Source organism: Cytophaga aurantiaca DSM 3654, from assembly GCF_000379725.1.
Classification (GTDB): domain Bacteria; phylum Bacteroidota; class Bacteroidia; order Cytophagales; family Cytophagaceae; genus Cytophaga; species Cytophaga aurantiaca.
In genome coordinates, this window is the sequence record NZ_KB903632.1 from 1 (window position 1) to 14,283 (window position 14,283).

Genomic DNA, 14,283 nt, shown 5'->3' on the forward strand with positions numbered 1-14,283 from the left:
CGTAAGAAAACGAACACATGTATCAAGAAAAGCAAATATGCGTATCAAATCAATATTACACATGGCAGCACTGGTTGCTATTCAATCAAATAAAGAAATTACAGAATTCTACGATCGTAAAATAAAACAAGGGAAAGCAAAAATGAATGTTATAAACGCTATTCGAAATAAATTAATACATCGTGTATTTGCATGCGTTAGAGATAATAGAAAATATGAATATATTTATACCAATGCACTTGCATAAACCATAGAAATCCACGGCGAAAATAGAAAGCATTCATACATATCCACGCCATAATAAATCCCATAGCTAAAGCTATGGGCTATGCAGAAGGTTAATTTTGAGTTATTGTCAGGAAGGCTTCTGCAGTATCCGATCCAATACTGCTTTAGATGTTTCTCCTGAAATGATCTTCAGTTTGAATGTGTATGTACCTTTCTTTTTTATTTCTGCAATATCCAGTTTGCGAAATTTTTCTTCTTCGAAAATAGCAATGCGCTCATTTGGCAAAACAGCAAGCATCATATTGTTGTCTTCCGGTACAAATCTGAATTTATCTACTACACTGCTATAATATTTGATCACAACATTTCTATCCTTACCTGTGATCAGGAAAAAGGTAATGTTATTAAACTCCATTATGCTGGTATCTAATTCCATCGTAGCATTAACAAATAAGGCGTTGATATCTTTATAAAAACGATCCCAGTTATAGATGCCAAAATTGTTGATGGCGAAACTGCGGACTAACTTTTCTTCTTCTTCAACGCGTTGGGCTTCATTTTTTTGTTTTTCTTTAATCACCCTTTGTTTTTCTTCATTCTCCCGTTTACGTATCAAATCGTATTGGTTTTGATATTTGGTTAATAATTCAATTTGTTTTTGATCTACGTATGCGTATGTATGAAATTCAATAGTATCTTTTTTAAAAGATATTCTATGCACGCCAGAAGGTAATTTCACCGAAGTTTTTTTCCAAAGAATGACGGGGGATTTACCTGGATTTCCTCTTGACAAGACTACATCATCCGGTATTTCAATAACCTCACTGCCCAAATAACTTAACTTATAATCCATTACAAATTCCTGGTTGTATGCGTACACTAAAGCTCCTGTTTTGAAATCCCAACATTCTGTTGGTCTTTGATTGCTATAACCATAAAAAAAGTTTTCTTTCCCAGGGCAGAATGCAGTCATTTCTTTATTTGTACGAACGGTGTTTAACAGTTTGCCATTTTGCCCCCACAGCATTACGGTGCCGTCAACGGTCTGTGTTAAAATACTTTCATTGCTGCAAAAGTTTGCGCGCACTATCTCACTATCATACAATTTAAAATCAACAATTTTCTTTCCTGATTTATCAATCAAAAATAATTGCGTCGAATCGTCCTGAACGATAATACGGTCTTCATTTTCCGAAAATTCGAAAAAGCACCATTTGGATTTCTTCAATGATAAAATAATATTTCCTTCAGTACTAAGCAACGTTCGTGATACGTCAGTTGTATCCCTAAATATTTGAGGATAAATAAAGTTTCCTTTTTTTGAAAAAGAGAAATAGGTATGTTGATTCTCAGGCACCTTAATTTCCTTATAGGTATCTTTTTCCCAGTTCCAAAAAAACTCACTGTTGTCTTTTTTTAAAATAAGAATTGGATCTTGCGGACTGATTGTGAAAGTATATTTTTCAACTTTAAGTTTAGCTTTGAAAGTCTCGTTTTTATTCCAATCCCAAATCAACGCCTCGTTATTTTTAGTATAAATTACGATGGATTGGTTGTAGTTCGCAAAATGCCAATCCTGAATATCTCTTGCATCCATTGATGCTTGTTCTTTCCCATCCACATCAAACACAGTTAGTTTTTTTGAAGCTATCACTGCTATGTTTGATTGATCCGGAGACGTTTCCCAATGGCTATAAAAAACTCCCTCACTAGTGACATCGAAAGAAAAATTATGAAGCGTATTTCCTGTTAATGAATATATAGAAACAGGTCTAATTCCATAATCTTCAGGAATGCGTTCTCCAATTACTTTATTTCCGCTTTTGTCAAATGATGGATTGTTTAAAAAACCAAAATCTTTTATCAATGTTCCATTAAGAGCATAGAGTTTGCAATTGTATTTATTATCTGTCAGCAGAATGTGTGTATGTAACTTATTAACGGATAAATATTCCGCGTGTTTTGTACCTCTGTTCGTATATAATAATCTCGTTGCTCCTTTAAATCGTGCCTTTAGTTTACCATCCCACCCATAATAGGATAAATAGTCAGCACCATCTCCGGCAACAAAACCCAAATTATCAGGTAATACTTCCAATTCTGCCCAATAGAAATTATTGTTAAACTTATGTAGTTGAACTTGTTTAATTTGCTCCGTATAGTATACAGGTTGCGATATACGAACACTAGACCATGTTGTGTTTTTAACATATGCATTCGACGGATCTGTTGGATCATCTGATTTATTCAAGCCTGCGTACTCCCACTTTATGGTATCGATCGCTGCCGCTGCTGTATACTTTTTAGTATCGAAATGCGCCTGAAAATATTTTGCATTGGGATTCTTTTCCCTTGCCGGAGGATTTTTTACTGTATCTTCTGAAGCTGTGTAGAGCTTCTTCCATCGGTATTGCTTATCGGTAGCCGCAGTTGATTGTGTTTGTAAAAAGAGAGATGCTGTTTCAACCTTTTTGTTTCCGTCTTCTTCCAAATAATAAAAATCAAAATCACCCTCTACCTTTGAAGCCAGATTCACATTGATCTTTTTATCCTTCGCTATATTGATTTCTTCTCCATTTGCAGTTGCCGTAATTTCAAACATGCCTCCGCTTTCAAAAGGTTTTGCTTCACCATTTTCATCGTTACACATCATTGGTATACCACTGGCTAAAATATCTGCAGCGGTATGAAATTCCCGATACGTCAATGCTACTTTTCCTTTTACCACATTTCCTTGCTTGTCTACAAATGCATTCTCCGGAATTTCAATACTTGAACCACTGGATAACCGAAGTGTTTTGGGCTCTGACGCATCCAGTTCAAAGGTATCGTACTTGGGCGTAATGGATTTGAAAGGCGGTTCAATGGTATAAGCCGGACCATCTGAGTTACATGCGATGAAACATAAAAGAAGTCCACAAGCAAAAAGTAAACGGGGGATTGTATTCATAAAAACAGTATCGATTATTTGGATACGAAAGATAGTAAATAGTTGTCAGTAGACAGTGGTCAGTAAAACAGTGGTCAGTTATGATGAAGCCAATAAATTCTCAGCACCCACTCTCTTGCAGAGAAATCGTAATATATCGGGTTTCTATTAGCCTATCACCTGAAAACCGCTGTACTTTAAGATAAAAACTGCCAAGATCGTAACAGAAATAGCGGTTCTTATGTACATATTCTGTATTGATCTCATACTCTCCCGGTATTGTCACAATGGTATCTTTCATGTGATGTTTTTTAGCCATTGCGTTTCTGTATAAATCTCCTTCGCCTTTAGTTAAATTACCATTGGATCTAGGTAGGAAAATACCACCCGTATCTGGCAGTACCTTGTATGGGGTAAGTTCAAACCATTGCATGATTTTATTGTCGGCATTTTCATGTGTGAGTTCTTTCACTTCATACAGAAGTTGTCCGTAAGCAAGGGAAACAACGAAGCGGTCGCTTTTATTTTTCGGAACACATTGAATGCGTTTGATTACTTGATAACTTTTTAGCGTTTCATATAAAGAGATGGTATCCTCTTTAATAATCTGCGCCTGGCTTCCATCCACTCCATTCTGCTGATAAAAGCGGTTAGTGTTTGTATATTCCTCATCATAAATGAATCCGAAAAAAATCATTTTAAACTCCGGATAAAAAAGCGTTATGCCAACCGGATTTTCAGAAGAGGTGTATTCTTTGAAAACATAATAAATATAGATCTCTGAATTATTTCTAAAGCGTACCTTATACCATTCCTTGTGTTCTTCCAGTACATCCAGTTCCTGACCAAATGGAAGTATACTTTCCAGCTCGGTATTGTGATCCATCTGAGCATATACTGTTGTACCTTCTTTATTGGTTACATATACCACTTTGATGGCTTTCATGGTATCCTCGGGAATAATCGTTCGTGGGACATTTACAGCAGCGGCATCATCCATGCCTGGAATAGCAGGTGTGGAATCAGGCACTACTAAAACAGAATCTGCAGCAGTCTGTTCGGATGTTGTTTTGTCTGCACAGCCATACAGTGCAACAAGAGATCCTATTAAAAGTACTCGAAAGAATATCATTCGGTTCATGCAATAAAAAATGTAGAGGTTCTGTGTCAAGGTAATAAAGTTAGAGCAAATTTATTAGTGGTCAGTTATGATAAAGTCAATGCATAGAACAAAAAGTACACTTCATCACTTATCAATGAAGTCTCATCGAGCTATCTTCTTCCGTTTCAAAACGCACTTCACAGTTTTCAGGTAATAGCTTTTTAATTTCTACGACTCTTTCCACAGGTATTTTTGTTTCTCGTATTCCAAGCCATTTAAGATTTTCTAAATTTTTAATTGGATCAGGAATGGTTGAAATCGGATTGTTTGTCAATGATAGTTGCTCAAGATTTTTCAATTCAAATAACTCCAGAGGTAACTTCTCTATGTTATTATCCATTAAATAAAGAACGCTCAGGAATTCAAGTTGGCCAATGCAATCCGGCAACGTAGTTATTTTATTATCCGACAAATCCAGTTTCTGAAGATTCGTTAAAATACAAATAAAACCCGGTAGCGTAGTTATTTTATTATTCGACAAATCCAATTCCTGAAGATTTGTCAACTCACAAATGAAATCCGGTAGCGTAGTTATTTTATTTCTCGACAATTTTAATTCCTGAAGATTTGTCAAACCACAAATAAAATCCGGGATTTTCTCAATGTTAGAATTTCGTATTTCCAATGATACAAGATTTGAAAGTCCTTTAATAAATGCTGGGAATTGAGATAGCGAATCGCTACCCAAACCAAGCCACATAAGGTTTTTTAGGTTGGATAATTCATCCGGAAAATGAGATATCTTATTCCCATTAAGAAAAAGATCATTCAGCAGAATTAATTGCCCCATGGATGCAGGAATGCTTGTCAAGTCATTTCCAAAAGCATGAAGGTGTCTGAGTGATATTAGATTTCCAATTTCGGAAGGCAGTATTTTTATATTGTTGCTTTGAATTTCAAGCGTTTCTAAATTACCCAGTAGGCCAATTGTTTCGGGTAAAGCCTTGAGTCCATTAAAAGGTATGCTTAATATTTTAAGGCTTTTCAATTCACCTATTTGATTCGGCAGATATTCAATCTGATTGCCTTGCAATGAAATTTCAATCAGGCTTTTCAATTTTCCTATTTCAGCAGGTAAAGAAGAAAGTTTGTTATCTCCGATCAATAAGGTTTCAAGATGGGATAATTCTCCAATTTCTTTCGGAAGGGCTGTTAATTCACAATGATGGATTGTAAAATACTCAAGTCTCTTGCAATATTTTATACCAGCAGGAATCTTCGTGAATTCATTATCATTTAATATCAGTGTTCTTAGATTCGGAAGCTTAAAAATTTCATCGGGTAAGTTTTTCAGGAAGCATTCTGATAGCGATAAAAATTGTAAACTATCCAGTTTTCCAATTTGCTTTAGCTTGTTGAAATCAATTTCCTTAAGATAGAGTTGAAGATTGTATACTTTCTCTTTTGCGTTAAGCGCTTCGTCGAGGTCTGTATACACTTTCTTACCCGGCACATGTCTCCAGTCGTAACAATAGCCATTGATCGATACTAAAAGCAGGACACCAATTATCAGTATGTGTTTCATTTTATGTTTCTTCTAATTTGCTGCAGGCTTACTTACGCGAATAATTATACGTTGGGGTGTAGTCAAAGACTACAGAAAGATCAGACACCAGTCCCGCTTCGCTCAGACTGGCGCCAGCAGTGCAGTATTTGTTTCATTTTTATTTTTCTGATTTTGCTGCAGAGAGTCGAGCGAATGTCTGCGGCAGTAGAAGACTATTGTTGAGTTTATTTATTACTGAAATCAAAATATAGATGTTTGGACCAGTTATCGACACACAATAATGCATGTTTTTCTGATTCAATTCTGTAGATCTCCTTATTTATCTTTTCTATATCTGCAGATGAATTTGAAGATTTAAATATGAAATTTAGAAATCCTTTATTCTTCCCGGAAATTATTTTTTTCAAAGCGATGATTTCAGTATTCTTCAATTCGATCATTTTATAAAAATCTGAAATCATTTGATTGTAATTTAAAATCTCTTCGTATATCTTTTGATTTTGAATCTCAAAAGCTTCGTTGCCCATCATATATAATTCTCCGGCTTCCAAATAAGCAAACGCACCTGAATTTGATTCATCATTTAAAAATATCTTTGTAGTTTCAATGAGTTTGTCCAAGTCCTGATGATCGTAATATCCACGTTGTTTTAAATCAATTAAAAAATCAAATAATTTTTCCTTCCCCTTATAAAAATTCCCTATAATAGAAATTGGATGATCGTATTCCCATATTATGGATGGTGACAACTTCGATTCCTGACTCACTAATATTTTATGAATTAAAGGAATCTCATAATTATTTTCCGAGACGCCTTTAATACTATCTGAATCCTGTTTTTTCCTTAGGGTTCTATCAAAATTAATTGCATACAAATAACTTCTATTTGCCATATTTTAAAAGGTTTATAACGGAAGGTATATATGAAAGCTTGTTCCCTTTCCAACTTCACTTTCGACATCGATGTAGCCGCGATGATTCTCAACTACTTTTTTACAAACAGCCAGGCCAATACCCGTACCTATAAACTTAGGATCGGCGGTGCCACGCGTAAATATTGTAAAAACTTTTTCAAACAGATCTTTTGTAAACCCTATGCCGTTATCTTTAAAAATAAGATGCGCGTATTTACTTTCAGGATCAATTAACTCACTGCCGTTTTTTATATTTTTGCCATCTATTTCGGAACAGCTGATTGAAATAACAGGTATTGCTTCATTGAATTTTAACGCATTGCTCAACAGGTTTAAAAACAGCTGATAGAGTTGTGATGAAACGCCCTCTATTATTGGCAACGGAGACAGATGAATGACTGCATTCTTTTGTTTGATTATACATTCGCAGTCAGTAATAGCATTAGCAAGTATAACAGACAGATCAACCGTTTCAAAGGTAAGCTGAGGTGATGAAAGGCGCGAATAATTGAGCAGCTCTTTTACCAAAGAAGACATGCGCTCCGAAGCGCTATTGATTTTAGAAATATATTTTTCAAGCAGCTCCTGATCGTTGATATTTTCCATGATCAGATCGCTAAAGATCCGGATCTTTCGCAATGGTTCCTGCAAGTCGTGACTGGCAACATACGCAAACTGTTCCAAATAACGATTGGAACGATTCAGGTTGAAGTTCGCATTGCGAAGATCAACCGTACGCTCATCTACGCGTTCTTCTAATTCATTACTCAATTGTCTGTATTTTCTTTCTGATTCCTGCAATGATTGTTGAGCAGCAAGTTCCTGCCGCATATCCCTCATCACCGCACCAAACGCTAATACTTCTCCTGTTACCGGATCATCGATGCGCACCGTATTGTTGTATACGGGAATGATCTCCCCTGTCTTTAAATGCCGGACATTCATTTGCCCTGACCATCTTCCAACAGTTTGCAAGGATGTAATTACCTCTGCAGCTACTTTTTCAAAATCCTCTTTTAAATGCAGCTCCGAGATAGGGGTTTGAAGAACCTGCTCCATGGTGTCAAACCCAAGCAGTTCCATGCCCGCCTTATTGATGTAGGAGTTAATGTTATTTGTTCCCAACAAAGACATCAGCTCAATGCTGTTGTCTACCAGTCGTAATAATTTCTCTTGCTCGGACTTGAGTTGATGTTCTTCTGTAACGTCCTGCACAGTTCCTACAAAACGATAAGGAACATCACCGTTAAAATATCCCTTGCCTTTGTTTCTAATCCAGCGAATCTTACCTTCTTCACTGCCCACTCTGTATTCCAATGTATAATCTGCCCGTTGCAGGGGATCCAGAGAAGCGCCTACAGCGACGGTCACTTTAGGATGATCCTTTTCGTTAATATATTTCCAAAAATCGAGTGGGGCTATGTGCTCATGCGGCGGCATGTTAAATAATTCGCGGCAACGGGCATCCAGCTCAACCGTATTATCAAGCAGGTTGAAATCCCATGTACCATAAGATCCGGCATCCAATACAAGACTTTTTTTCTTTTCAGCTTCTTCCAGCTTTTTACGGGCTTCTACAGAATGCGTGATGTCGTTTGCCAGACACATGATGCCATTGATGCGACTCTGTTCGTCCCGCAATGCTTCGAATGTGAGGCTATAGTAAAATGGAATTAACCATCCCTCAACAGGTAACTCTACAAATACCTCGTTAATGACAGCACGATTTCCCTGGTTGTAAACGTCATCAAAAATTTTTCTTAGCTCCTGTACATCTTCCCTTTTTAAAACGTCAAAGGCAGGCTTTTCAAGAACATCTTCCGCATTTAAATTCCAATAACGAAGCATGGCTTCATTCGCCAGTTCTATCATGTAATCCGAGCCGCGGTAAATAGCCATACCGATAGGCATTTGTGAAAGGATGTTGGATAGGTTAAGTTGAGAAGTGATTCGTAAATTGTCGGCCAAACTCATAATTCTTTATTCAGACTAAATTTATGGAAAAGTTAAACCTGCATTAATCGGAGACTCATTGCTATTGAAAACACAATGAAAGAAAACACTATTCAAGATATAAAATAGCATACATTTTACAAAAAAAAATGCTGAACGATCGCGACCGTTCCGTAAGTACGAAGAGGGCTATAAAGAATGTGAGTGGGGCTCAATAATTGATATATATTAAAACAAAAAAACCCTTCCGGTTTGGAAGGGTTTTAATACGTAGAGAGAGAGGGATTCGAACCCCCGGAACCTCGCAGTTCAACGGTTTTCAAGACCGCCGCATTCGACCGCTCTGCCATCTCTCTATGCGGTCCAAAGACAATCGTGTTGTCTAATGAGGATGCAAAACTATGCATTTTCTATTAATATACAAACATTGACTGCCAAATTCTTTTAAAAAAGTTTCCACAACTTCTTCGTTTGGATACAAGTCTAAGATAATGTTAGAGTTGTATCCAAACGAAGAAAACTCCAAATATCAAAAAAACAAATTCCAAAGAGGTTGCGAGGAAATACATTCCTGAGTGTCCGCCGCGGCGTAGGCTGAAAAAGCACAACCCCGGCAACATTCAACAAAATTCTAATATCTTTAATTCATGAAAAAAGACCATGAGTCCTTCTTTTCTTCCGTTTATCAGGTAGTGGAATTGATACCAGCCGGTCGGGTAACATCGTATGGTGCGATTGGTAAATACTTAGGCATGAAATCTTCTGCACGTATGGTGGGCTGGGCAATGAATGCTGCTCATGCGCATCTTCATGTACCAGCGCACCGCGTGGTTAATAGCTCGGGTTTGTTAACAGGCAAACATCATTTTGAAACACCTACTGCAATGGCAGAAGCATTGGAAAAAGAAGGTGTTAAAATAAAAGACGGAATCAAAGTAGTTAACTTTAATTCCGTCTTTTGGGATCCTGAAAAAGAGTTGCTGTGAGAACTTATTTTTCTTGGGGCGATGCCCCAAGCTATGTTATTTAAGGCTTTCAGCCTTAAGATTCGACAATAAACAATTTGTAGTTATTTACTAATAGCCGCTATTTTACAACGGTGCGCAACCTGACCACTCTTTACTGACCACTGGCCAATCGTTCTGATTTCGACGAAATCAGATACATCCCCAGCGCAGTAATCGCTCCATTTATCATTAGGTCTTCAAATGCGGTTTGATAATGCAATACTTCTTTACAGAAGATCACCACTCTCCATGTTAAAAACGGCGATAAGATACAGATCAACGGCACCCATGCATCTTTCACTTTTCTATTCTTGCTGATAATTCCAAAGGCAAACATACCCAACAATGGACCATACGTATAAGCTGCTGCTTTTAACACCGTTTTAATAACAGAAGTATCTTTATTAAATTCTTTAAATAGAATAATGATAACAAAAAAGAGTACTGAAAAACCTACGTGTACATAGGTGCGTGTACGGTTTTTATTTTTCACTTCGCCTTTATTGAAATTTAAAAAGTCTATACAGAACGCTGTTGTAAGTGCTGTCAATGCAGAGTCTGAGCTTGCATAAGAAGAGGCAGTAATTCCCAATAAGAAAAATACACCTGCAATCACTCCTAAATATTTCAATGCTAAGATCGGATACAAATAATCCGTTTGTGCCGGTATAGTAAATCCTTCTTTTTCTGAATAGATATACAGCAATGCACCCAGAGTTAAGAATAAAAAGTTTACGATCACCAGAATGATGGAGAACCAATACATGTTCTTTTGAGCTTCGCCTAAATTCTTACACGTTAAATTCTTTTGCATCAGATCCTGGTCTAAGCCCGTCAATACAATGGTAAAGAAGATCCCTGAAATAAATTGTTTCCAGAAATAATCTGACGCTTTGGCATCTTCAAAATGAAAGATGGTAGAATATTTACTTGCATCTACTTCTTTTACCATGTCCACTACACCCCAGCCCAATTGATTTGAGATTACAGCAACACTAATAATTACCGCACCTACAAGAAAGAAGGTCTGAAAGGTATCTGTCCAGATAATGGTCTTCACCCCTCCTTTGAATGTGTAGATCCAGATCAATAGAATGGTAATGCCCACGGTGAACACAAACGAAACACCTAAGCTTTTAAACAGGAACGTATGTAAGACTTCGGCCGCGAGATAAAGTCGAAGCGATGAGCCAATAGTTCTGGATAATAAAAAGAACGCGGAGCCGGTTTTATAGGACCAAAAACCAAAGCGTTCTTCCAGAAATGTGTAAATGGAAACCATGTTGGATCTGTAGTAGATCGGCATCAAAATCAATGCTACGATGAAATACCCGACCAGATTCCCTAAAATCAATTGAAAATAGGAAAAGCCTTCTAATCCAACCCTCCCCGGAACAGAAATAAAAGTCACCCCGGATACCGAAGTGCCGATCATTCCAAAAGCGACCAAATACCAGGCAGATTGATTATTTCCAGTAAAAAAAGCGTCTGAATCGGCTTTTCTGGAAGTAAACCAGGCAATAAGTAACAATGCACCAAAATAGATGCTCAAAATGGAAATAATTAACCCGCTTGTCATATTAATTCTGTCTTAAAATCAGTCAAATTTGTCTTTTTTTTATTAAATTTGCTATACACCTTACCGAAAGAATTATGAATCACTTTCTAAATCATTCGTTCCCATTTCAACATGAAGAAGATGTTGCGTTAATGGAAGAAGTGCAAACTTCTGATATGAATGACCTTATTGTGTACAATGATGATGTAAATACATTTGAGCATGTTATCCAAATGTTGATGTCTGTTTGCGGACATTCACCGGAACAAGCGGAACAATGTACACTTCTTATTCATCACAAAGGTAAATGTACGGTAAAAATGGGATCGTTCAGTGAACTAAAGCCAATGCGTCAGGGATTATGTGACAAAGGTATTTCTGCTGAAATACGCTAGTAACAAACCATTCGCATTTGAATTTCTTTAGTTTACTTACCACAATCTTAACTTATGAACTTTCCTTCTAAATTATTAGAAGATGCTGTACTTGAAGTAGCTAAACTTCCCGGAATCGGAAAAAAGACTGCTTTAAGATTGGTGCTTCATCTTTTAAAGAAAGAAAGTAAAGACTCTGAAAGTTTAGCGCATGCACTTTTAAATGCGCGCGAAAACATTCAATACTGCTCAAAATGCCACACTATTTCAGATAATGAAATTTGTGACATATGCACAAGCAATAGAAGAGACCAACGCATCGTTTGTGTTGTAGAAGATATCCGGGATGTATTGGCAATTGAAAATACAAACCAATATTTTGGCGTTTACCACGTTTTAGGAGGAGTAATATCTCCGATGGAACGAATTGGGCCAGATCAGTTAAATATCAATTCTTTAATCGATCGTATATTAACCAATACGGAAATTAAGGAGGTAATACTTGGACTCAGTCCAACAATGGAGGGTGATACAACTGCGTTCTTTATAACTAAGAAACTTAAGCCGCATCCAATCAAGATCAGCACGATCGCTCGTGGGATACCTTTTGGTGGTGAACTTGAATACATGGATGAAGTAACTCTTGGTAGAAGTATTGCAACCCGAACTTTATTTGAAAACAAAGAAGATTGAAACAATTAAGTGTCATAATTGTAAATTATAATGTGTGTCATTTTTTGGAACAGGCACTCATTTCTGTATCTAAGGCAAGTTCAAACCTGGATATTGAAGTTTTTGTTGTTGATAATAATTCAGCTGATGGTTCAGTTGAAATGGTAAAAGCAAAGTTTCCTTCTGTAAAACTTATCGTTAATGAATTGAATGTTGGCTTTTCAAAAGCAAATAATCAAGCGATTGCACAAGCTACAGGTGAATATATCTTATTATTAAATCCGGATACCGTAATTGAAGTTGATACCTTAGACAAATGTGTTGCGTTCATGGATGCACATCCTGAGGGCGGCGGATTAGGTGTTAAAATGATCGATGGCAAAGGGGATTTCCTTGCTGAATCGAAAAGAGGCTTCCCTACTCCATGGGTTGCGTTTTACAAGATCTTCGGTTTAGCTAAGCTGTTTCCTAAATCTAAAAAGTTTGGCCATTATCATTTAGGCTACTTAGATAAAAATAAAACACACGAAGTAGAAGTACTTTCTGGTGCATTTATGGTTCTGAGAAAATCTGTTCTGGATACGATCGGCGTACTTGATGAAGATTACTTCATGTACGGTGAAGACATTGATCTGTCTTACCGCATCATAAAAAACGGGTACAAAAATTATTATTTCTCAGACACGCGTATTATCCACTACAAAGGGGAAAGTACAAAAAAGACGAGTGTCAATTACGTGTTTATTTTTTACAAAGCGATGATTATTTTCGCTCAGAAACACTTTACAACAAACAATACCGGCGCCTTCAAATTACTGATCCATCTTGCAATTTATTTCCGCGCTCTTATTGCACTTTCAAACCGTATCCTTGATAAAGTATTACCTATTGCATTTGACGCAGGGTTAATTCTCAGTTCTTTGATTGGCTTGTTTTATTTCAAGAATGAAACACAATTATTAAATGATTCATCGATAGAGATTGTCTACAAGCAGATCATTCCGTTATTCACTTGTACATGGCTTCTTTCATTGCTGTTTAACGGCGCCTACAAAAGCAATGTAACAGCTGGCCGATTGATTCGCAGTTTCTTTTTCGGAACATTGATCATTGCATCCTTATCGTACTTCATTGATGAGTACAGATACTCTAAAAACTTTTTGATCGAAGGTTCTCTTTTATCTATGTTAATGGTATTTGTATTCAGAGGTTTAATACACTGGATCAAAAACGGCAGATTTGAACTGGGTGAAAATAAAAATAAAAAGATCGTTATCGTCGGCTCTTATGCAGAGTGCGACCGGATCGATTCGTTGCTGCACGAATCTAATTATAAATTAAACATCCTTGGTTTTATCACAACAGGTAATAACGCAGATGTAAAAGGTAAATACTTAGGCTTCACAAAACAACTACATAATATTGTACGTCTTTACAAGGTAGATGAGATCATCTTCTGTTCGAAAGATCTGCCTGCAAACTCGATCATTGAGTGGATGACGCAAATAGACAATACGCTTGTTGATTTTAAGATCGTTCCTGAAGAAAGTAACATCATCATCGGAAGCAATTCTAAAAACCGTCGTGGTGATTTTTATACCCTGAACATTAATTTGAATATCATTGAGGAGAAAAACATCAAAGACAAACGCATCCTGGATGTTATCGTTAGCCTTATATTCTTGATATCCTATCCAGTGATTGTATGGTTGATCGACAAACCTAAAAACTTCTTTTACAATATCCGTCAGGTGTTAATCGGCCGCAAATCGTGGGTAGGGTTTACAAATGCAGGTCAAATTAATCTACCTAAAATTAAAACCGGAATTATAAATCCTACGTATTATCTGGAACGATCTGCTAAGATCCATGCATCTAATATTCAGGAACTGAATTTAGCGTATGCAAGAGATTACAGTTTGTATATGGATATAACCTTAATTGCTAAGTCTTTCAAATATCTGGGAGGCTTTTAAACC

At 36.7% G+C, this 14,283-nt stretch carries 10 protein-coding genes, 1 tRNA gene and 1 pseudogene; 5 read left to right on the forward strand and 7 right to left on the reverse strand.

Annotated features, from left to right (window positions below):
- A pseudogene (locus tag A3EE_RS0107625) lies at positions 1 to 247 on the forward strand (IS110 family RNA-guided transposase); the annotation flags it as partial.
- A 108-nt stretch (positions 248 to 355) separates the two neighbouring features.
- Here the strand turns inward: A3EE_RS0107625 and A3EE_RS0107630 are convergent.
- From A3EE_RS0107630 to A3EE_RS0107655, 6 genes are all read right to left on the reverse strand, one after another.
- Positions 356 to 3,178 (reverse strand): WD40 repeat domain-containing protein, encoded by a 2,823-nt coding sequence (locus A3EE_RS0107630; protein WP_018342854.1) that lies wholly within the window; start codon positions 3,176 to 3,178, stop codon positions 356 to 358.
- 100 nt (positions 3,179 to 3,278) lie between these two features.
- The gene (locus A3EE_RS0107635; RefSeq protein ID WP_018342855.1) at positions 3,279 to 4,289 is read right to left on the reverse strand and encodes an SH3 domain-containing protein; all 1,011 of its coding nucleotides are present in this window, start codon (positions 4,287 to 4,289) and stop codon (positions 3,279 to 3,281) included.
- Positions 4,290 to 4,410: 121 nt separating this feature from the next.
- Positions 4,411 to 5,844: a leucine-rich repeat domain-containing protein gene (locus A3EE_RS20220; protein ID WP_018342856.1), complete on the reverse strand. Its 1,434-nt coding sequence runs from the start codon at positions 5,842 to 5,844 to the stop codon at positions 4,411 to 4,413.
- Positions 5,845 to 6,050: 206 nt separating this feature from the next.
- The gene (locus A3EE_RS21275; protein WP_018342857.1) at positions 6,051 to 6,719 is read right to left on the reverse strand and encodes a DUF7822 domain-containing protein; all 669 of its coding nucleotides are present in this window, start codon (positions 6,717 to 6,719) and stop codon (positions 6,051 to 6,053) included.
- A 12-nt stretch (positions 6,720 to 6,731) separates the two neighbouring features.
- Positions 6,732 to 8,714, reverse strand: a complete 1,983-nt coding sequence (locus tag A3EE_RS0107650) for a PAS domain-containing sensor histidine kinase (protein ID WP_033417698.1) — start codon at positions 8,712 to 8,714, stop codon at positions 6,732 to 6,734.
- Between the two features lie 250 nt (positions 8,715 to 8,964).
- Positions 8,965 to 9,049: transfer RNA gene (locus A3EE_RS0107655), tRNA-Ser, on the reverse strand.
- 291 nt (positions 9,050 to 9,340) lie between these two features.
- Here A3EE_RS0107655 and A3EE_RS0107660 point away from each other — a divergent pair.
- On the forward strand, positions 9,341 to 9,679 hold the full coding sequence (locus tag A3EE_RS0107660; protein WP_018342859.1) for an MGMT family protein: 339 nt from the start codon (positions 9,341 to 9,343) through the stop codon (positions 9,677 to 9,679).
- Between the two features lie 133 nt (positions 9,680 to 9,812).
- Here the strand turns inward: A3EE_RS0107660 and A3EE_RS0107665 are convergent, their stop codons facing one another.
- Positions 9,813 to 11,279, reverse strand: coding sequence for a sodium:solute symporter (locus A3EE_RS0107665; RefSeq protein WP_018342860.1), 1,467 nt, complete (start codon positions 11,277 to 11,279; stop codon positions 9,813 to 9,815).
- Positions 11,280 to 11,353: 74 nt separating this feature from the next.
- On the opposite strand from A3EE_RS0107665, the gene A3EE_RS0107670 reads away from it, so the two are divergent.
- The 3 genes from A3EE_RS0107670 to A3EE_RS0107680 are packed head-to-tail and all read left to right on the forward strand — an operon-like array spanning position 11,354 to position 14,280.
- Complete coding sequence (locus A3EE_RS0107670; protein WP_018342861.1) at positions 11,354 to 11,653, forward strand: ATP-dependent Clp protease adaptor ClpS; 300 nt, start codon at positions 11,354 to 11,356, stop codon at positions 11,651 to 11,653.
- 54 nt (positions 11,654 to 11,707) lie between these two features.
- A complete protein-coding gene (gene recR, locus A3EE_RS0107675) occupies positions 11,708 to 12,325 on the forward strand; it encodes a recombination mediator RecR (RefSeq protein ID WP_018342862.1) in 618 nt (205 codons plus the stop codon).
- Positions 12,322 to 14,280, forward strand: coding sequence for a glycosyltransferase (locus A3EE_RS0107680; RefSeq protein ID WP_026209658.1), 1,959 nt, complete (start codon positions 12,322 to 12,324; stop codon positions 14,278 to 14,280). Before recR ends, A3EE_RS0107680 begins: the two co-directional genes overlap by 4 nt.
- The last annotated feature ends 3 nt before the right edge of the window (positions 14,281 to 14,283 follow it).

Bases quoted from the DNA above. Each gene is read 5' to 3' on its own strand.
- A3EE_RS0107665 (WP_018342860.1), bottom strand. From the start codon at position 11,279: ATGACAAGCGGGTTAATTATTTCCATTTTGAGCATCTATTTTGGTGCA.
- A3EE_RS0107635 (WP_018342855.1), bottom strand. From the start codon at position 4,289: ATGATATTCTTTCGAGTACTTTTAATAGGATCTCTTGTTGCACTGTAT.
- A3EE_RS21275 (WP_018342857.1), bottom strand. From the start codon at position 6,719: ATGGCAAATAGAAGTTATTTGTATGCAATTAATTTTGATAGAACCCTA.
- A3EE_RS0107650 (WP_033417698.1), bottom strand. From the start codon at position 8,714: ATGAGTTTGGCCGACAATTTACGAATCACTTCTCAACTTAACCTATCC.
- A3EE_RS0107670 (WP_018342861.1), top strand. From the start codon at position 11,354: ATGAATCACTTTCTAAATCATTCGTTCCCATTTCAACATGAAGAAGAT.
- A3EE_RS0107660 (WP_018342859.1), top strand. From the start codon at position 9,341: ATGAAAAAAGACCATGAGTCCTTCTTTTCTTCCGTTTATCAGGTAGTG.
- recR (WP_018342862.1), top strand. From the start codon at position 11,708: ATGAACTTTCCTTCTAAATTATTAGAAGATGCTGTACTTGAAGTAGCT.
- A3EE_RS0107630 (WP_018342854.1), bottom strand. From the start codon at position 3,178: ATGAATACAATCCCCCGTTTACTTTTTGCTTGTGGACTTCTTTTATGT.
- A3EE_RS20220 (WP_018342856.1), bottom strand. From the start codon at position 5,844: ATGAAACACATACTGATAATTGGTGTCCTGCTTTTAGTATCGATCAAT.